Below are 26,603 nucleotides of genomic sequence, written 5' to 3' on the forward strand. Positions count from 1 at the left end.
CGATGAGAGATTTGGGAAAAGTGGATTTGAAAATAGTAGTGGCAAAAGCTTCTAATAATGTCATTGGCAAGGATAATGAATTGATTTGGCACTTGCCTGCTGATTTAAAACATTTCAAAAAAGTAACCATGGGTGGCGCCATGCTGATGGGTAGAAAGACATTCGAGAGCATTGGAAGACCTTTGCCGGGAAGGCTTAATGTTGTGATAACTCGCAATGAGGGCTTTGAGGCTGAGGGATGTATTGTGGTAAAATCTATTGACGAAGGAGTGAAAGCTTCCCAACAACAAGGTTATGATGATATTTATGTAATCGGTGGAGGCAATATTTATGCTCAAACTCTATCTAAGGTAAATACAATTTATTTGACTGAGATTGATGGAAACTTTGAGGGAGATGTCTATTTTCCTGAATTAGAACTTTCCGAATGGAATATTGAGGAAAGAGAAGATTTTCAGCCTGATGATAAAAATAAACACGCTTATAGCTTCCTTAAATTAGTAAGAAAGGGTTGAGTAACTTATTTTTGTGGAAACTTTCACGCTATTTTTAGTAAATGAGAAAGTAAAAGAGAGAGATTATTTAAGATTTAAAAAGCGGATGATAGATGAAAATCAATTTGAGGCGATAAGGCCTTATAGGGATGAAGAGGTGAAGCCTGTGATCGAAAAGTTGTTGAGTGGACCTTATTTATCCAAGGCTTTGGATTTTTTTTTCTGCGAAGCTACAGAAAGCGAAGTTAGGGAAGTTGCCAAGGACATAGATAGCGTACAGAAATTCCAAGATCGTTTCATAAGCTATATTTTAGCCGGAGTGATCAAAAATACTATAGATCAGTTGACTGCTACTGGCGGGGACAATATCAATCATGACTTGAAGCATTTGTATATTGGAAACCACAGGGATATAGTTTTGGATTCTGCTTTGTTGAATTTTTACCTTAATGAAAAGGGGTGGGAGACAAGCGAGATTGCAATAGGTAATAATTTGTTGGTGTTGCCTGAAATTGAGGCTATTGTTAAGCTGAACAAGAGTTTTATAGTGAAAAGAGATGGTGGTACTAAGGAAATGTATCATAATTCTCAAGTCTTGTCGCACTATATTCGAAAGAAAATAGGAAATAATGAGAGTTCCATTTGGTTGGCTCAAAGAGAAGGAAGAGCTAAGGATAGCAATGATATTACTCATTCTGGTCTTCTCAAAATGCTCCAGATGAGCGGTGATTCGAATATTCATGAGTCTTTCAAAAGCCTTAATATTATTCCTTATTCTATTTCTTATGAATACGATCCGTGCGCAGGTATGAAAGCAAGGGAATTTTTCGTAAGGTCGATAGAGGAAACATACGAGAAGAAACCTGGAGAAGATTTGAAAAGCATGCAAGATGGAATTCGAGGGTATAAGGGTAGAATTAATTTATCATTTGGAAAGCCCTTGAATCAAATTTGCGAGCCATTGAGCGAGATTAAAAATAAAAATAAATATATCAGCGCGATCGGAGAGCTTATTGATCAACAACTGCATCAAATTTATCATTTATGGCCAAGCAATTACATTGCTTTTGATTTGATGCATGGAGCAAGCGAGTTTACAGAATATTATTCTGAAAGTGATGTTAATGCTTTTATTAAACATCGGGATCAACAGTTAGAGCCATTCGGAGAGATAAAAGAAAAACTTTACCCATTCTTTTATGCGATATATGCCAATCCGGTGAAAAACTTTAAAGCTGTACTATAAGCATTGCAAAGCCTCAAAAAATTTGAGGCTTTTTTTTTATTTATCGACTTCGTTCAATTTATATTCTTAAATTTGACAAGTCGATTTTTGATTAAATTACTTGAAAAGTCCATTTTTATGAATGAATTAAAGGCGGAAATAATTGCCATTGGAGATGAGTTGCTATTAGGGCAAACTCTAGATTCAAATTCTCATTGGATATCCGAAAAATTGACTGAGATCGGAATTTTTCCATGCAGAAGAACTACGGTGGGTGATTTGAGAGAAGACATTTTGGACGCCTTTTCCCAAGCCAAGTCAAGATCGAATTTGGTTTTGATAACTGGAGGTTTGGGGCCGACAAATGATGATCTGACCAAGCCTTTATTGGCGGAGTTTTTTGATTCGGATATTTTACTGAATGAATCTGCTTTGGAGGATGTGGAAAATTATTTTCATTCGAGAGGAAGGGAAGTTTCCGAGGTGAATCGAAAGCAGGCTGAATTGCCTGATAAATGCCAGAAAGTGACTAATGCTTATGGCACGGCTCCGGGCATGTGGTTTGAGGAGAATAATACTGTTTTTGTCTCTATGCCGGGAGTGCCTAGAGAAATGAAAGGTATAATGACGGATCAGGTTCTTCCAAAAGTAAAAGAAGTTTTCGACTTGCCCGCAATCGGAATTAAAATGGTGAAAACAGTTGCTATTGGAGAGTCTGTATTGGCAGAAATGCTTTCCGAGTTTGAAGAGCAACTGCCAAATCATGTCAAGCTTGCTTATTTGCCGGAAGCGGGAGAGGTGAAGCTTAGGTTGACTGGAAGAGGGAAAGATAAGGTGCTTATTGACAAAGAACTATCCTTATTGGAAGAGAGTTTAATCAAAATAGTAGGCTCGTATGTCTATGGAAAAGGCAATGAAACTCTTGCTTCAAGTGTAGGAAAAGCGCTTAAGAATGCATCATCAACAATTGCCACAGCTGAAAGTTGTACAGGAGGTTATCTTGCGCATCAAATTACTTCAGTAGCTGGAAGTTCTTCATATTTTATGGGCTCGATTATTTCATATAATAATGAAATAAAAAAGAATGTGTTGAGAGTTGATAATGATACATTATTGAAGCATGGAGCGGTAAGCGAGCAAGTAGTGATTCAGATGGCTGAAAATGCGAGAAAAATGATGAACACAACGTTTGCTTTGTCAACAAGTGGAATCGCTGGCCCTGACGGCGGAACAGAGGAGAAGCCTGTGGGAACAGTTTGGATTGCTTGCGCAAGTGAACTCAAGACAGTGACAAAGTGCTTGCATTTAGGTTCTAAGGATAGAACTTTGAATATCCATTTGTCAGCTATTTATGCATTGGATATGCTTCGCAAGGAGATTTTAGAGAATTAGAATTAGGAAATAAAGGTTTTTGAGAATATATCATGGCAAGATTTGAATTAATAATGCCCCAAATGGGTGAAAGTATTTTTGAAGCAACTGTTCTTGGTTGGCTGAAAGCCGTTGGAGAAGATATTGAACAAGATGAATCATTGATCGAGGTCGCTACAGATAAAGTGGATACTGAAGTCCCATCGACAAAATCCGGCAAGTTATTGGAATTGCTTGTACAGGAAGGCGATGTTGTTAAAATTGGCCAAGTTATAGCTGTTTTGGATGTTGATGAGGAAGGCGCAGAGCAATCTCAAATTTCAGTCGAAAAACAGGAGGTAGTAGTAGAAGATAAAAATGATCTTTCAGTTATTCCAGGACTGGATATGCTTCAAAATGAGAAGCCTAATGAAGGTGAAGAATTGAAATTTGATCAGAGCGATAGATTTTATTCGCCTTTGGTAAGAAATATAGCTAAAGAAGAAGGAATCAGCAATGAGGAACTCGAGAATATCACTGGTACTGGCAGAGACAACCGCGTAACTAAAGATGATATCTTGGGTTATTTGAAATCAAGAAAATCAGGAGACAACATTCAAGCTAGCCCTGCAAGTGTAGCTGTGCCAAAAGAAAAAGTATCGGTTAGCGCTTCAGACGAGATCATTGAAATGGATCGAATGCGAAAAATGATTGCTGACAGAATGTTGGAGTCCAAGAGAATTTCACCGCATGTTACATCATTTGTGGAAGCTGATGTTACAGAAATTGTTGATTGGAGAAAGAAAAACAAGGATGCGTTTAAGAAAAGGCATGGTGAAAATCTTACATTTACGCCAATATTTGTTGAAGCTATAGCAAAAGCTTTGAGAGACTTCCCTATGATAAATATTTCAGTTGAAGGGGATAGGATCATCAAGAAAAAAGATGTTAACATTGGAATGGCTGTAGCCTTGCCAAATGGAAATTTGATAGTTCCTGTGATTAGGAAAGCAGACGAATTGAACTTGACTGGTTTGGCTAAGTCTGTCAATGATTTGGCTTTGAGAGCTAGATCGAATAAGTTGACTGCTGATGATTTGAGTGGAGGCACTTATACGATGACCAATATTGGGTCATTTGGCAATTTGTCAGGCACCCCTATCATAATGCAACCTCAAGTTGGAATATTAGCTCTTGGAGCAATAGTGAAGAAACCTGCTGTAGTGGAAACGCCTCAAGGGGATTTTATAGGAATTAGGCATAAGATGATTTTGTCGCACTCTTATGACCATAGAGTCGTGGATGGGGCTCTTGGTGGGATGTTTGTGAAGAGAGTTGCTGAATATTTGGAAGGTTTTGATGTGAATCAAAATATATAAAATAAAAAAGCCGGTTAAACCGGCTTTTTTATTTTATATAAGAAAGAAATTCTTTTTTAACACTTTCATGTTTGAACGCTCCCGAAAAATGGGCGGTAACAGTAGAGCTATGCGTGTCATTTACACCTCTGGATGCTACACACATATGGTCTGCGTCCAAAACAACTGCTACGTCTTGTGTGTCTAGCATTTGTATTAGTTCCTCAGCGATTTGAACAGTAAGTCTTTCTTGTACTTGCGGTCTTTTCGAGAAGTACTGTACTGTTCTATTGATTTTCGACAACCCAATAACTTTTTCATTTGGAATGTAAGCCACATGAGCTTTTCCATAAATTGGGACAAAGTGATGCTCGCAATTCGAATGGAAAATTATGTTTTTTTCCACTAGCATTTCTTTGTATTCGAATTTATTTTCAAATAATGTCACATCTGGTTTATTCTCTGGATTGAGGCCACTGAATATTTCCTTGACATACATCTTAGCTACTCTTTCAGGGGTTCCGCTTAGACTGTCATCATTAAGGTCCAGACCTAGCGTTTCCATGATCGCTTGAAAGTGCTTTTTGATTTTTTCTATTTTCTCCTCGTCAGAAAGCTCGAAAGCATCGGTTCTCATCGGAGTGGTTTTTGAGGAGTAGAAGTGTTGATTTCCTATTTCTTCTATATTCATTCTTGTCAATTAACTCACTTAATTCTTAACCAGGGTATTTTACGTAATTTCTTGGGGTTTCAAAGATCATTACGTAAAGTTCGTATTTGCTGTTTATGCGTTTTCTCAACCTGTCGTACGACACTTTGGCTATATTTTCAGCCGTTGGAATCAATTTTTTGAATTCTTCGACTTCAATATTAAGGTTTTTATGGTCAAAAGGTTCAGTAATTTCTTCTTTTATGTACTTTTTTAATTCGTCGATGCTTATTACAAAGCCCGTGTCTGGGTCGATTTCGCCAGTTACGGCTACCTCGATCTCATAATTATGGCCATGAAAATACTGATTGCTGCACTTTCCAAAAACTTCTTGGTTTTTTTGGTCTTCCCAATTGGCATTGAATAGTCTATGTGCGGCATTAAAATGCTCTCGCCTGTAAACCGTAGCTTTCATTCCTATGTGTTAAATGTTTTCGCTATAAAGTTAAACAAAAAACGATGTGGAAATAATTTTTCATAATCGTTTTAGCTGCTTATGTCATAGATATTTCCTATAAGCTTATTCGCAAAAGCTTATTTGTAGCTTGACCTTAATTAAAGCATGTGCAAGTAATGCAAAATTATTCAAAAATGCATGCAAGAAGCTTCAATACCAGCTAGATAATAGGTAATTTAATTAATAAGCAAATGCTAATTAGGGATGTATTCTAAATTCTTGCCAATTTTCGAGAATGAGTTATTCGAAGTGGGTAAATGCGTAGCTTATTATATTCGCGCCAGCTTTCAAGGCTTGTTGTCTAATTTCCTCTGGATCGTTGTGAATATGTTGATCTTCCCATCCATTGCCTAAATCTGATTCGTAAGAGTAGAAACACACCAATCGTCCTTTGTAGATAATACCAAAGCCTTGAGGTCGTTTTCCGTCATGCTCATGCACTTTGGGCAAGCCATTGTCAAAGCGGTATTTTTGATGATAAATCGAATGGTCAAATGGCAGTTCAACAAAATCCAATTCAGGGAAAACTTTCTTCATTTCCAGTCTTACAAATTTGTCCATTCCATAATTGTCGTCTATGTGCAGAAAGCCTCCTGATGTTAGATAAGTTCTTAAGTTTTCGGCTTCGTAATCAGTAAATACTACATTTCCATGTCCTGTCATGTAGACATAAGGATAGTTGAAAATTTCAGGACTTCCCACTTCCACGTTTGCTTCCTCTTTGGCAATGTCAGTTAGTAAATTTTCGTTACAAAAAGAAATCAGGTTAGGCAGAGCTGTTTTATTGGCGTACCAATCGCCTCCTCCATTGTATTGAAGTTTTGCTATTTTTATTTGGCTCTTGCTTTCGAAATTAATTATAAAAGCAAAAAGACTAAGAAGGAACGTGATTTTTCTCATTATCCGGTATTTTTACAAAGCTTAATTATAATCAATGTAGCTTACATATCAAAATGTGTGCGTCTCTACTGTGCTTGAAGGATAATTGTTTCTAATCCAAATCAAAACCTCTTCAACCTTTTTTTTGTAATTAGAAGTCGAGTCTATAAAATGATTGTTCATTAAGCAAAAAGTGAGGGTTGTTCCGCTTTTTGTGACAAGGTATCCAGCGATATTGAAATTATTGCTTAGCGTGCCTGTTTTTGCAAAGATATAAGGTTGGGAGTTAGGATAATAATCTTCTAAAGTTCCTTCTTGGCCTCCTTGAGCTAGTATATCCATAAGCTCTTTTTGGCCTATTTCCTTTTCCAGTAGAGAAATGATTTTTATGAAGTTTGCTGGACTATTCAAATTATAACGGGATAAGCCTGAAGCATCAACCATTCTCATTGGTGTGATAAGTTTTTTAGAAATGCTTTTTGATAAATCATTGATGTATTTGGGGTAGGAATTATAGGAATTCAAAATAGCGCATTGAAGCATGACTTGCTCAGCGATATAGTTGTCGCTATGTTTCATCATAATGCTTAATACTCTATTTTTTGGTTGGCTGTGAATAATCTTGCTTGTTGAATCCGATAATGGGAAAGAGTCAAGTTTTGATATATGCACAGGCTTTTTAAGCGTATCATATAGCAGGGAGCATGCAAGTTCAGGACTCCATTTAAATGGGACTTCTTGAATATGGTGATTTTTTTGTTCAGTCGCTTGGAAAGTGTTTGATTGTTCGCTTCGAACGATCTTATTTCCTAGCATGACAAGAGAATCTAATTTAAATTTTTGTATTGAGCTTTTCTTATTATTGATGATTATTGAGTTGGCGTAAATTGGAAAATCACAAATTTCTTTTGAGGTGGAGTATGTGTAGTCATCCCAAGCCCAACCATTTCCAAAATGGTTTTGAGAGATATTTTTATGATTGAAAAAAAGTTTTTTTGATGTTGTTTTCAAATATTCAAAGGCAGGATGGTTTCCAAATTCTGGATGAAGGAATGTAGGGTCGCCGAGGCCAGAGAAGATTATTGTATCGCCAATTTCTTGAATTTTAATACTAGCTATTGAGTCATTGAGCGATTCTATTCCGTTAAATAATGTTATGTATTTTTGAAGGGAGGCAGGTGTGAAAAGTTTTTCAGAGTTTCTTTCGTAAACAGTCTTTTTTGAAGTATTATCAAAGATTTCAATACCAATAAAATGATATTGGGTGTTTAGCTCTAGCGCGATTTTTTTATCGAGTTCGATATTGAAATTTGATAGTGTTTGGCTGAAAGCATTTGGAGTGTGATATAATATCACGCTCCAAATCAAAAGTAGTTTAATAATCTTCAAAACTGTCAATTGGTGCAAGTATTCTTCCTGAGGTTTCCGCTTTGTGATCTCTAAAGTAATACTTTTTTTCAAAAGAATCAGTTTCCTCCGTTTTATGCGAACTGTCAATAAACATATCTTGATTAAAGAAAGCTGACCATGCCACAAATTGAAAAAAAACAAAAGATAATACAGTCTTTTTCATTAAAATGATTGTGTTTTTATAGTTAATGCACTGCAAATGTAAAAAAAAATGCAAAAAAATTAAATTTATAATTCAAATTAACTTTTTATTTTATGCTGTCTATTTCTTTTTCCAGTTTATCATACCATTGTTTCCCATACTTTCTTATCAATGGTTCTTTTAGAAATTTATATACTGGAACTTTAAGTTCATCACCTAGTATACAAGCATCAGAGCAAATATCCCACCGATCATAATTGAGAGCATCAAATTCATCATATTTTGTTACCCGAATTGGATAAAGGTGGCAAGAAATTGGTTTTTTATAGTCGATTTTTCCGTCATTGTAAGCTTGCTCTATTCCGCATTTAAGAAATTTATTTTCATCATAATATGCGAAAGCGCATTCTTTGTTGTCGATAGTAGGAGTGGAATAGTCATCTTCCCAATCTTTAATGTATAGTCCTTGTTCATCGATGGCTTTTTGCCCTTCTTCGGAAAGATAAGGTTTTACATGCGGATATATTTTTTCTAAAATTTCCAATTCATTTTCTTCCAAAGGAGCTCCAAGGTCTCCTTCAACGCAACATGCCCCTTTGCATTTTTCATAATTGCAAACAAAGAATTGCTCTTTTACATCGTCGGATATTACAGTATTGTCGAGAAGAATCATATTGATTTTTTTGGGTGTTTTCCGGCAAATATAACGTAAATATTCCGTATTTAATTTTTAGAGCAATCTAATAAATCTTCAGACACTAGAAAATGAACGAAAAAAAAGGGTTTAGACTTCGATTTTTCGATACATATTGTAAATTGCACGACTTGTAAATTTATCGATAATATCTATGTAAGGTATCTCGCTATGATTTTATATTGTCGATTATATAATTAGAAATCCGGAATTTATATCCATATCATGTCTGCAGAATATTTGAATGGCTTGAATGAGCCACAGCTCGAAGGTGTTGTGAATACTGAGGGGCCAACTATGATCATCGCCGGAGCGGGTTCCGGTAAGACCAAAGTGTTGACTTCAAGAATAGCTTATTTAATCAATGAACAGGGGGTCGATCCTTTTAACATTCTGGCTTTGACCTTTACAAACAAGGCTGCTAAAGAAATGAAGGATAGGATTGAGGCAGCTATAGGTACTGAAGCGAGAAGTCTTTGGATGGGGACATTCCATTCAATTTTTGCGAAAATATTGAGGTTTGAAGCGGAAAAGCTGGGTTATACCCGCGATTTTACGATATATGACACCGATGACTCCAAGCAGCTGATTAAGCAAATTGTGAAAGAATTAGGTTTGGATGATAAGATTTACAAACCAAATGTTGTTCTTAACAGAATTTCGGGAGCGAAAAATAGGTTGATTTCTTGGCAAGAATATATACAGAATCCATTGTTTAAGGCTGATGATGAACAAGCAGCCAAGCCTAAGCTGGGGGAAATATATAAATTGTATGCTCAGCGATGCTTTAAAGCGGGAGCGATGGATTTTGACGATTTATTGTTCAATACTAATGTCTTGTTTAAAAAGCACACGGATGTCTTGAATAAATATCAGCATAGATTTAAGTATGTTTTAGTAGACGAGTTCCAAGATACCAATATATCCCAGTACCTTATTACGAAGAAGCTTTCCGCTGTCAGCCAGAATTTGTGCGTTGTGGGAGATGATGCTCAAAGTATTTACGCATTTCGCGGGGCCAATATTGACAATATTTTGAATTTGGAAAGGGATTTTCCCGAATTGAAAACCATAAAGCTTGAGCAAAATTATAGATCCACCAAGACGATTGTAAATGCTGCCAATGATGTGATTAAAAACAACAAATCGCAAATACCTAAAGTGGTTTGGACAGCTAATACTCAAGGCGAGTTGATCGAGGTGATAAGAGCGACTTCGGATACTGAAGAAGGAAAAATCGTCGCTCAGGCAATTTTTGAAGAAAAAGTTCGCAAGCAGCTGCACAATCAAGATTTTGCGGTGCTGTACAGAACCAATAGTCAATCCAGAGCTATAGAGGAAGCTTTGAGACGTAATAATATCAAGTATAAGATTGTCGGAGGACTTTCATTTTATCAAAGAAAAGAAATCAAGGACTTGTTGGCATATTTTAGAGTGGTAATCAATGGCAATGACGAGCAATCGTTGCGAAGGATTATCAATCAGCCAAAAAGGTCTATTGGGCAAACTACTGTCGATAAAATATTGGTTTATTCTTCCGAGAATGATTTGCCGCTGTGGGAAGCGGTTGAAAGGCATCCATTGTACTTGAGAGGAAGAGCTTCCAATGCGGTTGGTGACTTTGCGAATATGATTAAAAGCTTCAGAATAGATGCGGAAAGAAATGACGCGTTTGAAGTCGCTAAAAGAATAGCAAAAGACTCAGGCTTGTTGAAGCATCTCTATGATGACAAGTCGATTGAAGGCTTGAGTCGTTTCGAAAATGTTCAGGAATTAATCAATGCGGTTAAAGAATTCATAGATAATGAAGAGAATGAAGACAAATCATTGACGGCATTTCTTCAGGAGGTAGCATTGTTGACCGGAGTGGATCAGGATAAGGATGATGATCCGGATAAGGTAACTTTGATGACTATTCACATGGCGAAGGGACTTGAGTTCAAACACGTGTTTCTAGTGGGGATGGAAGAGGAGTTGTTTCCTTCGCAAATGATGCTGAACAGCAGAGAAGATTTGGAAGAGGAAAGACGATTGTTTTATGTTGCAATCACAAGAGCGGAACAGAAATTGACTTTATCATATGCGTTGAGCAGGTATAGGTTTGGAAGATTGATAGAATGCGAGCCAAGCAGGTTTATCAAGGAAATAAAGCCTGAATACCTTGCATTGAGCAATAAAAAAGCGAAAAAAACAACGACTACAACAGAGCCTTCCACGAAGTTTGTCAATAATTTGATGAACAAAGGTTTCAAACCTTCTCAGGCTACAAATAAAGCCAAAGCTGTTCATAACAACCCTAATTTTGCTCCAAGTGACACAAGCGGTTTAGCGGAAGGGCAAAGGGTTGAGCATCCTAAGTTTGGCATGGGAACTGTTCTTAATATCGATGCCAGCGGTTCATCTAAGAAAGCGACAATAAAATTTGACCAAGTAGGGGAGAAGACATTATTGCTAAGTTTTGCCAAACTTCAGATACATGATTAGCTGAATATGCCTCTTTGGTAGATTCAAGCTATTTGAAAAGGCATATTGTTGTGAAATATTGCCAAAGTTCAAATAGTTTTTATATATTAAGCGATATTTGAAACGCAGGTTCTTTATCATTTAAGTAAAAAAGACTCAAAGTAGGTTTGAGTTTTAGATATAACATCAAGTATTATCGTGTTTAGTAGGATTTTTTAAAATTAAAATTTGAACAATTGGAATATTTGATTGATTTAGTTTGTATAAGACTAGTTTAGATTTAATTAGATTCATTTTGAATGCGTGTCTCTGATTGCCATTTTTTGATTTAGGCAATAGTTAATTCACAAGAGACGATAATTTATATACCCTGCGATTTATAAATCCATTTACAGAGGAGAATTATTAAAAATTATGGAAGATATTCACAGCAATTTACAGTACAATACAGAAAGACCGAAGTTGATTCTAAAGGAATACGGTAGAAATGTTCAAAAGTTGATAGAGCATGTAACATCATTAGGAGATGATGTCAAGCGCAATGAATACTCCAAGACACTTGTCGAGTTGATGAAAATGATCAACCCGAAAATGAAAGAGTCGCCTGAGTATGCTCAAAGGCTTTGGGACGACCTTTATATCATGTCGCAATTCAAAATGGAGGTGGATAGCCCTTATCCTATGCCTGCTGCTGACGCGATACATAAAAAGCCGGAAAAAATTCCTTATACTTACAAGAAGGTGAAATTGAGGCATTATGGGAAAAATATTGAGCTTATGCTTCAGAAGGCCCTTGAGGTGGAAGATGATGAAGAGAGGTTTGTATTTACAGTGCAGATTGCAAAGATGATGAAAAGCTTCTATGTGAATTGGAATAAAGATAATGTGGAAGATGAAGTGATATTGGAAAATATTGATAAGTTGACCAATAGAAAGCTTAAATATGATAAAGAGAAAATCTTGAATGAAAATTTGCTGGAGATTCAAATGCATAGACCTAAGTCTTCTCAGAATAACAACTTCAAGAGAAAAAACAATTCTGGAAATTATAGACAGAATAATAATCAAAAAAGAAGACGATTCAATAACAACTGATGGCCTCATTTAAAATAAACGGCGGATTTAAACTTTCCGGAGAGATCGTTCCCCAAGGAGCTAAAAACGAAGCGTTGCAGATTTTATGTGCGGTTTTGCTCACTGAAGAGCCTATAACTATTCATAAAGTGCCGGATATACGCGATGTCAATAAGTTGATTGAGCTTTTGGCAAGTATAGGTGTCAACGTGCAAAAAGTCGGAGCGGAGTCATATAGATTTGAAGCTTCACAGGTAGATTTGTCTTATCTGGAAACGGAGGAGTTTAAAAAGAAAGCCTCATCATTAAGAGGTTCCGTGATGATTTTGGGGCCGTTGCTAGCAAGGTTTGGATCAGCGAAAATGCCAAAGCCTGGAGGCGATAAAATAGGTCGTAGAAGACTTGATACTCATTTTATAGGATTTCAGAAGTTGGGAGCCAAATTTAATTTTGACAATGAATCCCATTTTTATGAAGTTGATGCCACTGACTTGAAAGGTACATATATGCTTTTGGATGAGGCTTCTGTGACAGGAACTGCGAATATCATTCTCGCGGCAGTGCTTGCTAAAGGAATAACAACGATCTATAATGCTGCTTGCGAACCTTATATTCAACAATTATGCAAGATGTTGAATAGAATGGGGGCGAATATCAGCGGTATTGGCTCCAATCTTTTGACGATAGAAGGTGTTGAATCTTTGGGAGGAACAACTCATACGCTATTGCCGGACATGATTGAGGTAGGTAGCTTTATTGGTTTAGCCGCAATGACGAAGTCCAACTTAAGAATCAAGGATGCTAGAGTGGATCAATTAGGTATCATCCCTGATACTTTCAGACGTTTGGGTATTCAGCTTGAAATAGAAGGAGATGATATTGTAGTGCCGGAACAAGAGAGTTATAGAATCGAGAAATTTTTTGATGGCTCTATTCTTACAATTGCGGATGCTATTTGGCCTGGGTTTACACCAGATCTTTTAAGCATTGTTTTGGTAACGGCGACTCAAGCAAAAGGAACGGTGTTAATTCATCAGAAGATGTTTGAAAGCCGATTGTTTTTCGTGGACAAGCTAATCGATATGGGGGCTCAAATTATTTTGTGCGATCCACATAGGGCTACTGTCATTGGCTTGGACAGGCAAACGCCTTTGCGTGGCATTAAGATGTCAAGTCCGGATATCAGGGCTGGTGTGGCTTTACTGATTGCCGCATTAAGCGCGGAAGGCACAAGCGTTATTTCGAATGTTGAGCAAATAGATAGAGGATATCAGTATATCGACAAGAGACTGAATGCTTTGGGTGCCCAAATAGAAAGAATTGAAGATTGATGATTTTTTAATTAAATCGATTAAGTTAATTACGAGGCAGTTGTCGTTTGAATAATATTCATTTTTAGCCTTTTTTAACAAATTTTTAAGAGGAAATTGTTAATATTTTTCATTTTTCCTGCAAGGTTTGTGTTGGTCGCAATTAAGTCGTAAATTGTGTCCGCTTAATCGTGAAAATTAACGGAAATAAGAATTTAAATAAAGATAATCGTGGATATTTTTGAAAAGTTAGACGCGAGGAATACTCCTCTAGGGAAGTATTCTGATAAGGAGCAAGGTTATTACATGTTTCCAAAGTTGGAAGGCGAGATTGGACCAAGAATGCAATTTCAAGGCAGAGAGGTGCTTAATTGGAGCTTAAACAACTATCTAGGTTTAGCAAATCATCCTGAAATAAGAAAAGCGGACGCTCAAGGAGCTCAAGACTGGGGATTGGCTTACCCTATGGGTGCCAGAATCATGTCGGGAAATACTAAGTATCATGAGCAGTTGGAGAATGAGTTGGCTGACTTTGTGATGAAAGAAGACTGCATGTTGCTAAACTACGGTTATCAGGGAGTTGTGTCGGTAATCGAAGCTTTGGTTGACAGGAAAGATGTTATCGTATATGATGCTGAATCGCACGCATGTATTGTGGACGGTGTAAGGCTTCATATGGGTAAAAGATTCCGTTTCAACCATAACGATATGGAAAGCTTGGAGAAGCAATTAAAGCATGCTCAAGCTGTTACTGAAAAGACTGGAGGAGGAATCTTGGTGATTACTGAAGGTGTATTTGGTATGTCGGGTGTTGTTGGCGATTTGAAGGAGATTGTCAAGTTGAAGGAAAAATTCCAATTCAGACTATTGATAGATGATGCTCATGGTTTTGGTACTATGGGTGAGACTGGAGCGGGTACGCACGAATACCTTGATGTAGTTGATGAAGTGGATGTGTATATTTCTACTTTTGCCAAGTCTATGGCTAGCATCGGAGCTTTCGTAGCAGCTGACGCAAAAATCGTGAAGTATTTGAGATATTGCACAAGATCTCAGATTTTCGCCAAGTCGTTGCCAATGCCTTTGGTTATGGGTAACTTGAAGCGTCTTGAGATGTTGAGAAACAGCCCTGCCAAGCAACAATTGTGGGATGTTGTAAACCATTTACAGTCAGGATTGAAAGAAAGAGGATTCAACCTTGGAGATACAGTTTCTCCTGTGACGCCTGTTTTCTTGAAGTGCACTATCGCTGAGACTGTAAGTTTGATCAAGGATCTTAGAGAAAACTTTAATATCTTCTGCTCAGTAGTGGTATACCCAGTAGTCCCTAAGGATGTGGTAATGTTGAGATTGATTCCTACAGCTGCTCACTCGATTGAGGATGTGGATGAGACAATTACTGCTTTTGAAAAGATTGCTCAAAAGATTAAAGATGGAGATTACTCTAATTCGATGACAGAGTTCAACGTTTAGTATTAAATCTTTAAACACATATAAAAAAGGACTGCTTCATAACTGAAGCAGTCCTTTTTTATTAGCTTGCGCTTTAAATTAATAAGGTTGAATCTGAGAGCAATCGGTATTAGGATCGTCAGAGCCATCCAAGCCTGTTGAAACCCCAAGAATCTCAGCGAATTTATCATAGTGGTGAAATCTGCTTTGAGCTTTTTCATGAGGTCCACCGCATTCCACTCCGCCATTGATTATAGCTATAGTATGGGCAAAGCCGGCTTCTCTTCCTTTTTCGATATCTTCAGGGCTTGGAGTCCACATATCAGGAATCATTACCTCATGGCAAGATGGTTTAGGAAATTGAGGAGTCATCCAAAACCATATAGCAGTTTTGAAAGCTAAAACGCCATTGGCAGATACATCTTCAGGATCGTTAAGCAATACATACTTGTCCCCAAATAAGTATTCGCTGACTTGACCGTAATTGTAATTATAGCTTAATTGTATTGGCCCTCTGCCGTGGTATGACTTGCCTGGAACTCCAGGATAGTTTTCATGAGGAACATTGTATCCTACATGGTCAGTGCCAAAATAGCCCAACTCTTCTTTGTAAAATAATCCCCAAGCGAATTTTCCTCCAGGCGCTGTCTCCCAGCCGCCGGTAGTTTCTTGCGCTATATTAGCGAAGAAGGCGGCCAACTCTCTTTTTCTGTCTATAAATGAGCCTTCATTGCAGAAAGAGGAATAGTCAATGGTAATTTCTTTGATAGGGAAATTTTGCTCCCATTCGCCATTGAATTCGGGCGGATCGCTGACTATTTTTTCTTCTCCAGTGGGTTTGTCTATGCGAGTGATGCGAGGTGGAATATAATATTCAGCGTCTCTTTGCTCTATGATAACTTTAATGTTCGAAATTTCATCAATCGCTTTTTGAAAATTAGTGTAAGAATAAAAATCTTCTTCTCCACACTGGTTTGTCGCTTCACTTTGAGCGTTTTCTGTCCCACAGCGATAGGAAAATAAATCATTGTATTCCTCAGGACTGATAAGGTCGGTAATAGGTGTTTGTGGAGGATTGTCTTCTCCGGGATTTGAGGGATCTTCGGGATTGTTGTCATCTGTGATTTTCTCGGAATCCGAGCATGCCCCGAAAAAAAACAATCCCAAGGCTAACATTAATATCAATGAGAGCCCTTTCGCAGTTCTTTCTTCTCTTCTCATGTTTTGCAAATATTAAACTTTCTGATCATCAAAGACTTGATGATATTTCCAATATCTTGCAATGTAAGTTTTCGAATTGAAAAAGCTCTTTATCCGATATTAAAAGATGTTAATTACAAGCCGTCATTTGACCTGTTGACTATACTGTCCGTATTGTTTTCCGTTTTTCTATTCCCGTAATAAAAAAGGCGATAATTTGAAAATCCGCAGACTAGCCTTTCAGTATATTCATTGAGGTCGTAATAGTCTACATCATTGAAATATCCGCGTATATCTTGATCGATAGTGAAGTTGATATTCCAATTATTTCCGCCGTTGGTTGTGTTGAGAAAATAGCCCCTCATGAGCGCATAACCTTCCGATTCGTTTTGGAAATTGATACTGATAAAATCCGAAAAATCGTTGTTGGTAGTTGAAGGGATGTTTTGTTCTGTCCATGAGCTTCCGGCATTAGAGCTTTTGTAGATAAAAGGCTCATTGTTTACGGGTTTGTTGCCGCCTATATAGTAAGTGTTCTCATCCAAAATGAATACACTGGTATAATCTGCATTGTTGATTTCGTTGAAGATTCGTGTCCAAGTATTTCCGCCATTAGTGGATTTCCAAATCCCTTGAGATGAAGAGGCAATGCCTTCGTTTTGATCGATGAATTGGATGTCGGTAAAGTACCCTGGTTTTTCCTGTGGATCGAAATTGAATTGTTTTCTCCAGTTGATTCCTCCATCTACTGTCTTGTAAATTTCAGGGTAAGAAGAGTTCAAAGAATCGGCGCCTACTACCCAGCCTATCTCATTGGTTACAAAATAGGCTTTCTTGGGAGCGAAATTTCTGTCAAATCCATTGTTGGTTAGGTTTTCTGTCCAATTCAACCCTCCGTCATAAGAGTAAATCACAGCAGGAAATTCTCCTTGTAGTCTGTCAGTGAAAAACCACACATATTTGCTGTCATATGTTGTCATGGTGAAATTATTGGCAAAGTCCACGGAGTACACATCTTTCCATGTGCTGCCGGCGTCGACGCTTTTTTGAATCCTAGCGCCTACTACATTGTAAATATTCTGAACAAGGACTAATGAGTTTTCATCCAAATAATAAATATCAGAATAGCTGAACGCGTAAGTGCTGTTTAAAGAATCCAGTAAAGAAGTGCTGATGTCCACCCATTGGGGAGAGATGAAAACCTCTTCTTTCTTACAGCTAAACAAGGCAATAAAAGTAATATATATGAAAATCTTTCTCATGCTTCAATAATCTAATTATGCTATTGTCAATGCTTGGTTATTCATTTGTTGCAAGCATTTTATGGTTCGCTATTTGAAAGGGTATTCCAAATTAGGATGTGGCTGAGGCATCGTTGAAAATATTATGATAATATCTTATGAAGGAAGATCTACTTTATCATCTATGGCAATACCAAAAATTCGCGAAACATAATCTTAGAACCGTCCAAGGCGATGAACTTAGGGTGTTTTCCGCTGGACATTTGAACACTTTGGCTGGTCCTGACTTTGCTTACTCAAAAATTATGCTTAACGATGTCACATGGAGCGGCAGTGTGGAAATACATGTGAATTCTTCCGATTGGTACAGGCATAAGCATCACTTGGATGAAAATTATGAGAAGGTCATATTGCATGTGGTATGGAATAATGACAAGGAAGTGAAGCTTAGGGATGGAAGTTTGTTGCCGGTTTTAGAATTGAAAAACAGAGTGTACCCTGAAATTTTGGAGAAGTATGAAAAAATGATGGGTGACAACCATGACTTTACTTGTCGAAATCTAATCACGAAGGTTCCTGATATTAAGCTAGCCAATGCATTTGAATCCGCATTGAATGAACGGCTAAGGACTAAGGCGAGTAAAGTTTCGGAGGTTTACAAATCCACAAATCAATTTTGGGAAGAAACAGCTTTCAAAGTTATTTGCTCAGCTTTCGGATTTAAAGTGAATAGTGGAGGTTTTGGAATATTGGCAGAGCAATTAAGATATGATATTCTTCAAAAGAACAGGGATCAACGATTGAAAATCGAAGCGTTGTTTTTTGGTTTGTCGGGAATGATCAGAGAAAAGAACAAAGACGAATATTCAGAGACTATGAAGCGATATTTTAGTTTTTTGGATCATAAATACAGTCTTGGAGGGAGTATGATGTCTGAAAGAGACTGGAATTTTTTTGGGGCGAGGCCGGCTAATTTCCCAACACTGAGATTGGCCCAACTTGCAGGAGTTGTTTGCAAGTCTCAGCTTTTTTTCGATGCAATCTTGAATTCGGATTCACTTAAGGATTACTATGCTATTTTTGAGTTTGAAATTTCCGATTATTGGAAAAGCCATTATGACTTTGGCAAAAAGAAAAAATCAGCTACTTTTTCATTGAGCAAAGCGAGCAAGGAAAATTTGATCATAAATTCCGTCATTCCGATATTGGCCGCGTATGCCATGGAAAAAGATCAACATCAGTATTGGGAAAAAGCGATTGATCTTTTGTCTAGTTTGTCTCCTGAAAGAAATTCGATAACCAAGAAGTGGAATGCTATGGGGGTTGAGTTAGGCAGTGCTTTTGAAACACAAGCTTGTTTGGAGCAATACAAGCACCATTGTCTGGAGAAAAAGTGTCTTAGTTGTTCTGTCGGCTATCACCTTTTGCATAGTCATTCGTCGATTAAGGGTAATTTGTCGGAAGAAATTGTAAAGAACTAGCCTTTTCATTTTGTTTCTTTTATTTTTAAGCATTAACTCGTCTTGAGCGTAGCAGGACGAAGCAACTTGTCATTTTAATGAATAAGAATTTTGTAATTTATAGGTCTTCAGCAGGCTCGGGCAAGACATACACATTAGCCAAAGAGTATCTAGGCCAAGCATTGAGAAGCGAATATCATTTTAAGCATATATTAGCAGTTACCTTTACGAACAAAGCCACTCAAGAAATGAAAGAGAGGATTGTCTCTTTTTTGCATGAGATTTCAATTGGCGACCCTAGTGTTGGTGCGTTGACCGATGATTTAGCGGAGATGTTGCAGATATCGTCGCAAGAGGTTGTTGAGCGATCAGCTAAGGTTCTTACACGAATACTTCATAATTATTCTCATTTTTCAGTGCTTACGATTGATAGTTTTTTTCAGCAAGTGATTCGATCCTTTGCTAAAGAATTGGGGCTGCAGGGCGGGATTGCAATTGAGCTTGATCAAGATCAGGTATTGAATGAGGTTATTGATCGAGTGATTGAAGATGTTAATGATAACCCTAATTTGGCCAAATGGCTTAGGCTCTTTGCTGAGAAGAAAGTAGAGGAAGGAAAGAGTTGGGATATCAAGGATGCTGTGAAGTCGTTCTCATATGAGTTGTTCAGTGAAAAATTCAAGTCTCTGGAAGAGCAAGTGACAGAGATGAATGATACTCCGGATCAAGTGGATGAATTCCTGTCTACGTTGCAAAGAACTATTCGGGAGTTTGAGAAGAAAATGTCTCTTTTTGGCACTGAAGCGATGGATGTGTTGATGGATTTGGGTTTGACAGTTGATGATTTTCCATATAAAAAGTCCAGTTTTGCCAATTACTTTGTCAAGCTGAAAAATGGAGAAGAGTTTACGCCTGGAGCCAGGGCTTTGGCAGCTTTGGATGATTTGAACAAGTGGAAAACCAAATCCACTCCTGCGGGAAAAGCCAGTTTGATAGAAGACGCTTTTCATCAAGGTGCTAATGAAGCGTTAAGGAAAGCGGTGGACTATTACAACCAGCAACATAAAAGATATTATTCCGCATTGGAGGTGTTGAGGTATTTTTATTCGTTTGGTATACTGAGTGACATAATCAATAAGCTGCAAGAATACAGGCAGGAAAAAGACATTATGCTGATAAGCGATGCTTCCGATTTTCTTAAGCATATTATCAATGAAAATGACAGTCCTTTTATTTATGAAAAAACGGGGACAAAATTTTTTCATTTTTTTATCGATGAATTTCAGGATACATCGCGTTTTCAATGGGATAATTTTAGGCCATTGGTTGAAAATAGCCTGGCAGGAGAGGAGTATATTGGCAAGGATCCTTTGGAGGGAAACAAGAACCTTGTTCTCGGGGATGTTAAGCAATCTATTTACCGATGGAGAGGGGGAGATCAGACATTGCTCCAATTCGGGATTGAAAAGGATATTGGAAATGATTATACCAAAGTTGAGCATTTGGATACGAATTGGAGGAGTTTGAAAAATGTCATCGAATTCAATAATAGTGTTTTCAGCGTGGCACCGGAGTTATTGGTGAGTGAGATTGTTTCCAGCGCGGAGAATTTGGAAGAGCAAGAGAAGGAGATATTAGAAGGAAAAGCGTATGGCATCATTCAAGCGTATGCCGATGTAGCTCAGAAAGTGTCTCCCAAACATCAAAAAAACGAAAAAAAAGGATTTATCAGATCAGAGTTCGTGGAAGCGGAGCTTGACGATGATGGGAATAAAATCAAACCTAAAGAGGTGATCTTGAGCAGGCTTCCTAATCATATTGAGGCATTGCAAAAACAAGGCATTAAGGCTAGGGATATCGCTTTTTTGGTAAGGAATAAGCAGGATGGAGTATTGATAGCTGATTTCTTTTCACGCTACAAGCATGCTAACTCCCATTCGCTTTGCAATTTTGATGTGGTGTCTTCTGAGTCTCTTTATGTCAAAAATGCCTTGGTGGTAAGGATACTAGTTGGAGCGATGAAAGCTCTGCTTGATCTGGAGGATAATTTATCTTGGACAGCTTTGGCGCATGACTTTAAGGTGTTGAACAATGAGGTCAAGGTTTCTGACAATGAAATCTTCGAGGATAGAAAGAAATTGAAAGATGCGTTGCCAACGGCTTTTGTTTCCAAAGTGGATTATCTGTACAACTTCCCTATTTATGAATTGGTGGAATATTTGATACCAGTGTTCGGTCTGAATGAGCATACAGGAGAACGAGCCTATTTGCAAGCATTTGAGGATTTGGTGTTGGAGTATTTGGAAAGTAATGTGGGAGACGTTGGTAGCTTTGTAGAATGGTGGGATGATAAAGGCGTATCGAAATCCATTGCCATGTCTGATGAAATGGATGCCATGAGAATTTTGACGATCCATAAGTCTAAGGGCTTGCAGTATAAAGTTGTGATTATACCTTTTTGCGATTGGTCAATGGATCACAATACTACTTTCGACAATATTTTATGGACGCAATCGAATTATAAGCCTTTTGAAATGTTGCCTACTTTTCCTGTCAAGTATCAGAAAGGCTTGAAAGACACTTATTTCGCTTTGGAGTATTATGAAGAGCAAATCGGGGCTTTTTTGGATAACCTGAACTTGATGTATGTGGCTTTTACAAGAGCGGAGGAGTACTTGTTTACATTTTCTGAAAAGCCTAATTTGAAGAAAGGTGTTCCTATCGGAAATGTAGGCAAGCTATTGTACAAGTCTTTTGAGTATGCTACAGACGAAGAGTCAATGTTGAAAGATGGTTGGAAAGAAGAGTCTGGAGTTTATGAATACGGAAGTATTGACAAGGAAAAAGAGATCAGTTCAAAAGAAGATAATTCAGTGAAAATAAATCAATTCATCTCTTCGGATTGGAGGAAAAGACTCTCTATAAGCAGACAGGATGAATGTATTTTCAATCTGGATGATACAGAAAGGGTTGAGAAAATTAATTACGGTATACTGATACATGATATTCTGTCCAAGGTATTGACGCCTGACCAATTGGAGTCTGTCTTGGCCGATTACTTGGAGCAAGGAATTATCAATCCTGAAGACAAGGAAGTATTGAGGGAAAGGATAGAGCTTTTGTTTGCTAATCAACAGGTGAGAGATTGGTTTATTACGGATTGGAAGGTGAAAACGGAAGTGCCGATATTGCCAAAGTCGGGAGAATTGTCTCGATTGGACAGGGTGCTGACGAAGGGCAATGATGCGATTATTATAGATTTTAAGACTGGATTTCAAAAGAAAAAAGATATTAACCAGATCATTGCTTATAAAGCATTGCTTAAAGGCATGGGCTTTGAAAAAATTCAAGCATTCTTACTGTATTTGGAAGATATTTCAATTGTAGAGGTATAATATTGGTTAATGTGAATTGCTATGAATAGAATAGACAGGCTTTCTGCGATAATGACTATGCTTCAATCCAAAAAAGTCGTAAAGGCTAAGGAGATCGCCGAACGATTCGAGATTAGCCTTCGAACGGTTTATAGAGATATCAGGGCGCTTGAAGAGGGAGGAGTCCCTATTGGAGCGGAGGCTGGACTTGGCTACTATATTTCAGACGGTTATCATTTAGCTCCAGTGACATTTACCGGTGAAGAAGCGAGAGCTTTGCTTTTATCTCAAAAAGTTGCCAGTCACTTCACCGACGAATCATCTGTAAAGCATCAAACTACTGCTTTTGAGAAAATAAGGTCGGTGATGAAAACAGCTGATAAGGAAAAGGTTGAAACTTTGGAGAGTAGCATAGATATTCATTTCGGTTTTAAGAGAGTCGCTAAGCCATCCGCTTTTTTGGATCAAATCCAAGAAGCGATGTCGATGCGAAATAAAATGCAATTAAAGTATCAGGCAGCCTCGGAATCTTCTCCTTCTTTAAGAGAAATTGTTCCTCTGAGTTTATGTTATTATAGCAATTATTGGCATTTGATAGCTTTTTGTGAATTGAGGAATGATTACAGGGATTTTCGCACTGATAGAATTGTGGGGATACAGTCGCTTTCAAAATTATTTAACAAAGAAGCTTACAAGTCCATGGATGAATATTGGAAAGAAATCAGACAACGCTACTCTTTGTATGAGGTGGAGGTAGTTTTGGATAATAAAGGCGCTCCTTTTTTGAATTTGACTAAGCATTATTGGGGTTTTAAGGAAGAATCAATTGGTGAAGATGATGTAAGAATGAAATTCGTTATCGCTGATTATAGAGTTTTTTCCAAATGGTTGATTTCTTTTGGCGAGTATGTGCATAAGTTATATCCAGATGAATTGGAAAATGCCATGAACGAAGAAATACAGGCATTGCAATCAAAATTTTTGCAAAATAATTAATGAATAGAAATTGCTGTTGACATAGGGTTGTCACTAGATGTGAAGATTATTGGGTAATGAAAATAAAAAATCACTCAATTATGAAAAGTTCACAAGTGACAGAAACTCCCAAAAGCTATGAATTGGCATTGTTTAAATTAAATCAAAACGAAGTCAATACTTATCAAAAATCCTATTCTCAATTTTATAAGGATATATCATCCTTCAATGGATATGAAGAACTCCAAACGTATCAACAAGTCGACGATCATACGATATTTTTGGATTTTTGCGCATGGAAAAGTTTAGCTCATGCTGAAAGCGCCAGCGACAAAGTCAAAAAAGATGAAAGGTTCGCTCAATTGTTCTCATCGATTGAAAATGTGTTGATGTTTGAGCATTTGACTTTCAAAGAGAGCTTTGATTTCGCTCCTGAATCTCAAGGCGATCTGCTTGAGTTGCATGTATACAAAGTTGAAAATGAAAATAGAGATGCTTTGTATAGGGCTAGACATCAGTTTTTTTCTCAACTTGACAATGATAATGTCGGGTTATTGGGAATAGATTGTTTTGAATTGGATGGCACGGATGTCTTGGTAGATTTAGTCAGATGGGAGGATTTGTCCAAAGCACAATTAGCTCATATGAAGTATCATGGGCATGAGAAATTTAATAACATGTTTTCACTGATTCGTTCGTTTGAGCTTTTCAAGCAAATGGAAAAGCTTGATTTATCTCGAGAAACTTTCAGCCAACAAACAGAAGCTTATTATCAAGCGAATGACACTCCCGAAAAAGTAATGCGGGCTGCAAGAAATATGATTAGCATATTAGGGCAAAGCAGCTGGGAATCTGAAACCTTTGCTTCTTCAATTGCTGGCATATACCAGTTCGCCAAGTTGCTAAAAGTGGAAATGAGCTTGAAGAATCAAAATTTTGTCATGGCTCATCTGGAGGCTAAGTGGTGGGCTGAAGGTGGAAAGACTTTGGATAGTGTGAAACCTGATGAATGGTGTTGGAAATTAATGATTCCTGTGCCGGATTCTGTTGTGTTTTCAGATATTGATGAAATCAAATTGAATTATCAGACGCACTTTCCAACCTTTGATAGGATTGTCTTCGAAAGTGAAAAAGCTCATAATGAGGTTCGCATATTGCATAAAGGATCTTATATGCAGGAAAAAGATTCTATAGAAAAGATTTTTAATTTTATTGGCTCCAATGACTTAAAAGTGAACGGGGTGCATCATGAAATTTATTTAAACGATCCAAAAGTTGTAAAAGAAGAGGATTTGAGAACTATTATCAGCTACAATGTGGAATAGTTTTTAAGCGAACAATTTTGTTTAGATGAATTTATATTAATAACCTTAACTTAATGATATGTCATATTTAGAAAAGGCCACGCATTTATATCAAATGATTTATAGTGGCGAGTTATTGGATGCTTTCGAGAAGTACTACAGTGATAAGGTCGTTATGGTGGAATCGGATGGTAGTGTTTGTGAAGGAAAAGAGGCTAATCGCGAGCGTGAGAAGGAATTTATTGAAAGTGTTCAGTCTTTTGACGGAGGAGAGGTGCTATCATTGGCTTCCAATGAGCTGGCAGCTGTGACTATGGTGGAATCTACGATGTCCGTAACATTCAAAGGAGGTAAAAAAGTAGATATGCAACAAGTAGCAGTTCAGTATTGGGAAGGAGATTTGATTATCAAAGAAAGATTTTACTACAATAAATAGGTTATGTAGAAAGCTCTCAAGATGAGAGCTTTTGTTTTTCTGGATTGAAAGGAGGCAAAGTGAGGTTGAACAAGGAAAAACATGAGGAAAAAGGCGTGTCTCAGTATCGGAAAGGCATTTCTCAAGAGCCGATGCAATGCTTTAAATTAAAGAAGGGACAGAAAGAGGAGGACTCGCTGGAATTTTTTTCCATGAAAAAGTTCATGGGAGAGGAGGATGTCGATGGGCAATTGTACGATGCTTTGAATGTGCAGGATATGCAGGGTTTTATTCGAAAGCTGGAGGAGTTGGCCTCTTGGTCGCCTGAAGAAATGCATCTTTCCACCTTGCGTGAATTGGAAAAAGTAGGATCTGCCGACGATGATGAGGATATAGAACAAGCTTTGTCTGTTCTCAAGGAAAAGCAACAAGAAGTGCTTGAGAAGAAATTGGGAGCGGAAGAAGGATCCCGTGTTTTTAAAGTATTTCGGGAAAGGAATTTTCAGGAAATGTATGATCTTTTAGGTCAATTGGATAACGACTCTCTTGTAAAGATCGCTAAAGACGCACAAGTTACCGCCGAGCAAATGAAAAGCACGGCAAAGAGCATGACGGCTCAGGGCATGCATCCTTTGGATCGAATGAAGTTTGTCACGCATGCTTCCGATTATTTTTTAGAGAAGTCGACAGAAGAAAGCTTGCAAATATTGGGAGAAAGCAAGTCTCCCAAGCACCCTTTTGCTATCATGGGTACGGGAGGTTTTGGTCGAAAAGAAATGCAACCGGCATCTGATATTGATTTTGGAGTGTTAGGACATGATTCGGAAATGGATTTGATACGCTTAATAACGGATTTGATATTTTTTAAATTGAATTTGGCTCGATCGGTATTTTCAACTTTTTCATCTCCGCGATGCGGAGCTAACGTAGGTTTTGAGTCGGACCCTTTGTGGTTGCAGAGCACCTACTCAGTAGGTCCTGCGAAAGTTATGGAAAATAGCGCGATCAAAGGCACATCAGAAGATGCAAGAGTCGTGAAAGTGTATGAAGGCACTCAGGAGAAAGATTCAGATGCTTTTGAAAAGCAAATAGAAGAGGGGAGGGACAATTCAAGAGAGATGGTTTGCCCTTGGGCTGAGCTGAAAGATGTTTTGACTACATACAATCCCGTAGTGGACACCAGAGAAGCTAAGTTTAATATTAAGTCGCCTTTGCTTAGGTTTTTAACGATGTCGTTGCAAAAGTTGTCTTTAGTTTATCATTTGCCTCCTATGAGTTCAAAGGAGCGAGTCGATTGGTTGATGGCGAATGGTAAGATAAATCCTAAAATGGCGGAAATGCTAATGTTTTGTATGGAAACATTATGCGGACTTCGGCAAAAGTGCCATGATTTTTACAATGGGGAAAAAGATGATGTGTTGCTTCATGAACAAGAAGGAAATCATGAGTTGTATACTTTGTCACAAGGGCAATATTCCGATTTGTTGATGTCGGCTGAGTTTTTGAAAGTTTTTCATGGAGAATTGCTTAGTTTCGTTCAGAGGAAAGATCCCAAGGTGTTGATGGAGATGCCTAAAAAGTCTTCTTTTTTCAAGCGATTTTTGAAATAGTTTATGC

The 26,603-nt window shown here is 37.7% G+C and carries 22 protein-coding genes; 14 read left to right on the plus strand and 8 right to left on the minus strand.

The window, feature by feature from the left end; translation table 11 throughout:
* The first annotated feature begins 2 nt into the window (after positions 1-2).
* The 4 genes from AABK36_RS06050 (at position 3) to AABK36_RS06065 (ending at position 4,448) form a co-directional block, all read left to right on the plus strand.
* Positions 3-515, plus strand: a complete 513-nt coding sequence (locus AABK36_RS06050) for a dihydrofolate reductase (RefSeq protein ID WP_309941280.1) — start codon at positions 3-5, stop codon at positions 513-515.
* A 13-nt stretch (positions 516-528) separates the two neighbouring features.
* Positions 529-1,740 (plus strand): 1-acyl-sn-glycerol-3-phosphate acyltransferase, encoded by a 1,212-nt coding sequence (locus AABK36_RS06055; RefSeq protein ID WP_309941281.1) that lies wholly within the window; start codon positions 529-531, stop codon positions 1,738-1,740.
* Positions 1,741-1,857: 117 nt separating this feature from the next.
* Positions 1,858-3,111 (plus strand): competence/damage-inducible protein A, encoded by a 1,254-nt coding sequence (locus tag AABK36_RS06060; protein WP_309941282.1) that lies wholly within the window; start codon positions 1,858-1,860, stop codon positions 3,109-3,111.
* A gap of 32 nt (positions 3,112-3,143) precedes the next feature.
* The gene (locus AABK36_RS06065; RefSeq protein WP_309941283.1) at positions 3,144-4,448 is read left to right on the plus strand and encodes a dihydrolipoamide acetyltransferase family protein; all 1,305 of its coding nucleotides are present in this window, start codon (positions 3,144-3,146) and stop codon (positions 4,446-4,448) included.
* A gap of 28 nt (positions 4,449-4,476) precedes the next feature.
* Here the strand turns inward: AABK36_RS06065 and folE are convergent, their stop codons facing one another.
* The 6 genes from folE to AABK36_RS06095 all read right to left on the minus strand — a co-directional run bounded on the left by folE (position 4,477) and on the right by AABK36_RS06095 (position 8,697).
* The gene (gene folE / locus AABK36_RS06070) at positions 4,477-5,118 is read right to left on the minus strand and encodes a GTP cyclohydrolase I FolE (RefSeq protein ID WP_309941284.1); all 642 of its coding nucleotides are present in this window, start codon (positions 5,116-5,118) and stop codon (positions 4,477-4,479) included.
* A 25-nt stretch (positions 5,119-5,143) separates the two neighbouring features.
* On the minus strand, positions 5,144-5,551 hold the full coding sequence (locus tag AABK36_RS06075) for a 6-pyruvoyl trahydropterin synthase family protein (protein ID WP_309941285.1): 408 nt from the start codon (positions 5,549-5,551) through the stop codon (positions 5,144-5,146).
* Between the two features lie 282 nt (positions 5,552-5,833).
* Positions 5,834-6,493, minus strand: coding sequence for a DUF4159 domain-containing protein (locus tag AABK36_RS06080; RefSeq protein WP_309941286.1), 660 nt, complete (start codon positions 6,491-6,493; stop codon positions 5,834-5,836).
* A gap of 48 nt (positions 6,494-6,541) precedes the next feature.
* Complete coding sequence (locus tag AABK36_RS06085) at positions 6,542-7,861, minus strand: D-alanyl-D-alanine carboxypeptidase (protein ID WP_309941287.1); 1,320 nt, start codon at positions 7,859-7,861, stop codon at positions 6,542-6,544.
* The gene (locus AABK36_RS06090; protein WP_309941288.1) at positions 7,848-8,045 is read right to left on the minus strand and encodes a hypothetical protein; all 198 of its coding nucleotides are present in this window, start codon (positions 8,043-8,045) and stop codon (positions 7,848-7,850) included. The genes AABK36_RS06085 and AABK36_RS06090 overlap by 14 nt, the downstream gene beginning before the upstream one ends.
* Positions 8,046-8,130: 85 nt before the next feature.
* The gene (locus tag AABK36_RS06095; RefSeq protein ID WP_309941289.1) at positions 8,131-8,697 is read right to left on the minus strand and encodes a DUF3109 family protein; all 567 of its coding nucleotides are present in this window, start codon (positions 8,695-8,697) and stop codon (positions 8,131-8,133) included.
* 246 nt (positions 8,698-8,943) lie between these two features.
* On the opposite strand from AABK36_RS06095, the gene AABK36_RS06100 reads away from it, so the two are divergent.
* The 4 genes from AABK36_RS06100 (at position 8,944) to AABK36_RS06115 (ending at position 15,038) form a co-directional block, all read left to right on the plus strand.
* Positions 8,944-11,202 (plus strand): ATP-dependent helicase, encoded by a 2,259-nt coding sequence (locus AABK36_RS06100; RefSeq protein WP_309941290.1) that lies wholly within the window; start codon positions 8,944-8,946, stop codon positions 11,200-11,202.
* Between the two features lie 393 nt (positions 11,203-11,595).
* Positions 11,596-12,276, plus strand: a complete 681-nt coding sequence (locus tag AABK36_RS06105) for a DUF4290 domain-containing protein (protein ID WP_309941292.1) — start codon at positions 11,596-11,598, stop codon at positions 12,274-12,276.
* The gene (murA, locus tag AABK36_RS06110; RefSeq protein ID WP_309941294.1) at positions 12,276-13,586 is read left to right on the plus strand and encodes a UDP-N-acetylglucosamine 1-carboxyvinyltransferase; all 1,311 of its coding nucleotides are present in this window, start codon (positions 12,276-12,278) and stop codon (positions 13,584-13,586) included. The genes AABK36_RS06105 and murA overlap by 1 nt, the downstream gene beginning before the upstream one ends.
* 210 nt (positions 13,587-13,796) lie before the next feature.
* Positions 13,797-15,038: an aminotransferase class I/II-fold pyridoxal phosphate-dependent enzyme gene (locus AABK36_RS06115; protein WP_309941295.1), complete on the plus strand. Its 1,242-nt coding sequence runs from the start codon at positions 13,797-13,799 to the stop codon at positions 15,036-15,038.
* Between the two features lie 78 nt (positions 15,039-15,116).
* Here AABK36_RS06115 and AABK36_RS06120 read toward each other — a convergent pair whose 3' ends face one another.
* Positions 15,117-16,238: a chitinase gene (locus AABK36_RS06120; RefSeq protein ID WP_309941298.1), complete on the minus strand. Its 1,122-nt coding sequence runs from the start codon at positions 16,236-16,238 to the stop codon at positions 15,117-15,119.
* Between the two features lie 113 nt (positions 16,239-16,351).
* Positions 16,352-17,479: a WD40/YVTN/BNR-like repeat-containing protein gene (locus tag AABK36_RS06125; RefSeq protein WP_309941299.1), complete on the minus strand. Its 1,128-nt coding sequence runs from the start codon at positions 17,477-17,479 to the stop codon at positions 16,352-16,354.
* Between the two features lie 137 nt (positions 17,480-17,616).
* Between AABK36_RS06125 and AABK36_RS06130 the strand changes: the two genes are divergently transcribed.
* From AABK36_RS06130 to AABK36_RS06155, 6 genes are all read left to right on the plus strand, one after another.
* Positions 17,617-18,939 (plus strand): DUF2851 family protein, encoded by a 1,323-nt coding sequence (locus AABK36_RS06130; protein ID WP_309941302.1) that lies wholly within the window; start codon positions 17,617-17,619, stop codon positions 18,937-18,939.
* Positions 18,940-19,016: 77 nt separating this feature from the next.
* Positions 19,017-22,313: a UvrD-helicase domain-containing protein gene (locus AABK36_RS06135; protein ID WP_309941304.1), complete on the plus strand. Its 3,297-nt coding sequence runs from the start codon at positions 19,017-19,019 to the stop codon at positions 22,311-22,313.
* 21 nt (positions 22,314-22,334) lie between these two features.
* Entirely contained in the window at positions 22,335-23,288 is a 954-nt protein-coding gene (locus AABK36_RS06140) for a helix-turn-helix transcriptional regulator (protein WP_309941306.1), read from the plus strand.
* A gap of 80 nt (positions 23,289-23,368) precedes the next feature.
* Entirely contained in the window at positions 23,369-24,592 is a 1,224-nt protein-coding gene (locus tag AABK36_RS06145; RefSeq protein ID WP_309941309.1) for a GyrI-like domain-containing protein, read from the plus strand.
* Positions 24,593-24,650: 58 nt separating this feature from the next.
* Positions 24,651-25,007 (plus strand): SnoaL-like domain-containing protein, encoded by a 357-nt coding sequence (locus AABK36_RS06150; protein WP_309941310.1) that lies wholly within the window; start codon positions 24,651-24,653, stop codon positions 25,005-25,007.
* Positions 25,008-25,066: 59 nt separating this feature from the next.
* A complete protein-coding gene (locus AABK36_RS06155) occupies positions 25,067-26,596 on the plus strand; it encodes a DUF294 nucleotidyltransferase-like domain-containing protein (protein ID WP_309941314.1) in 1,530 nt (509 codons plus the stop codon).
* The last annotated feature ends 7 nt before the right edge of the window (positions 26,597-26,603 follow it).

Source organism: Aureibacter tunicatorum (assembly GCF_036492635.1).
GTDB lineage: Bacteria > Bacteroidota > Bacteroidia > Cytophagales > Cyclobacteriaceae > Aureibacter > Aureibacter tunicatorum.

Excerpts from the sequence above, each read along its gene's own strand:
- AABK36_RS06050 (WP_309941280.1), top strand. The coding sequence starts at position 3 with ATGAGAGATTTGGGAAAAGTGGATTTGAAAATAGTAGTGGCAAAAGCT.
- AABK36_RS06060 (WP_309941282.1), top strand. The coding sequence starts at position 1,858 with ATGAATGAATTAAAGGCGGAAATAATTGCCATTGGAGATGAGTTGCTA.
- AABK36_RS06065 (WP_309941283.1), top strand. The coding sequence starts at position 3,144 with ATGGCAAGATTTGAATTAATAATGCCCCAAATGGGTGAAAGTATTTTT.
- folE (WP_309941284.1), bottom strand. The coding sequence starts at position 5,118 with ATGAATATAGAAGAAATAGGAAATCAACACTTCTACTCCTCAAAAACC.
- AABK36_RS06075 (WP_309941285.1), bottom strand. The coding sequence starts at position 5,551 with ATGAAAGCTACGGTTTACAGGCGAGAGCATTTTAATGCCGCACATAGA.
- AABK36_RS06080 (WP_309941286.1), bottom strand. The coding sequence starts at position 6,493 with ATGAGAAAAATCACGTTCCTTCTTAGTCTTTTTGCTTTTATAATTAAT.
- AABK36_RS06090 (WP_309941288.1), bottom strand. The coding sequence starts at position 8,045 with ATGAAAAAGACTGTATTATCTTTTGTTTTTTTTCAATTTGTGGCATGG.
- AABK36_RS06095 (WP_309941289.1), bottom strand. The coding sequence starts at position 8,697 with ATGATTCTTCTCGACAATACTGTAATATCCGACGATGTAAAAGAGCAA.
- AABK36_RS06100 (WP_309941290.1), top strand. The coding sequence starts at position 8,944 with ATGTCTGCAGAATATTTGAATGGCTTGAATGAGCCACAGCTCGAAGGT.
- AABK36_RS06105 (WP_309941292.1), top strand. The coding sequence starts at position 11,596 with ATGGAAGATATTCACAGCAATTTACAGTACAATACAGAAAGACCGAAG.
- murA (WP_309941294.1), top strand. The coding sequence starts at position 12,276 with ATGGCCTCATTTAAAATAAACGGCGGATTTAAACTTTCCGGAGAGATC.
- AABK36_RS06120 (WP_309941298.1), bottom strand. The coding sequence starts at position 16,238 with ATGAGAAGAGAAGAAAGAACTGCGAAAGGGCTCTCATTGATATTAATG.
- AABK36_RS06125 (WP_309941299.1), bottom strand. The coding sequence starts at position 17,479 with ATGAGAAAGATTTTCATATATATTACTTTTATTGCCTTGTTTAGCTGT.
- AABK36_RS06130 (WP_309941302.1), top strand. The coding sequence starts at position 17,617 with ATGAAGGAAGATCTACTTTATCATCTATGGCAATACCAAAAATTCGCG.
- AABK36_RS06135 (WP_309941304.1), top strand. The coding sequence starts at position 19,017 with ATGAATAAGAATTTTGTAATTTATAGGTCTTCAGCAGGCTCGGGCAAG.
- AABK36_RS06140 (WP_309941306.1), top strand. The coding sequence starts at position 22,335 with ATGAATAGAATAGACAGGCTTTCTGCGATAATGACTATGCTTCAATCC.
- AABK36_RS06145 (WP_309941309.1), top strand. The coding sequence starts at position 23,369 with ATGAAAAGTTCACAAGTGACAGAAACTCCCAAAAGCTATGAATTGGCA.
- AABK36_RS06150 (WP_309941310.1), top strand. The coding sequence starts at position 24,651 with ATGTCATATTTAGAAAAGGCCACGCATTTATATCAAATGATTTATAGT.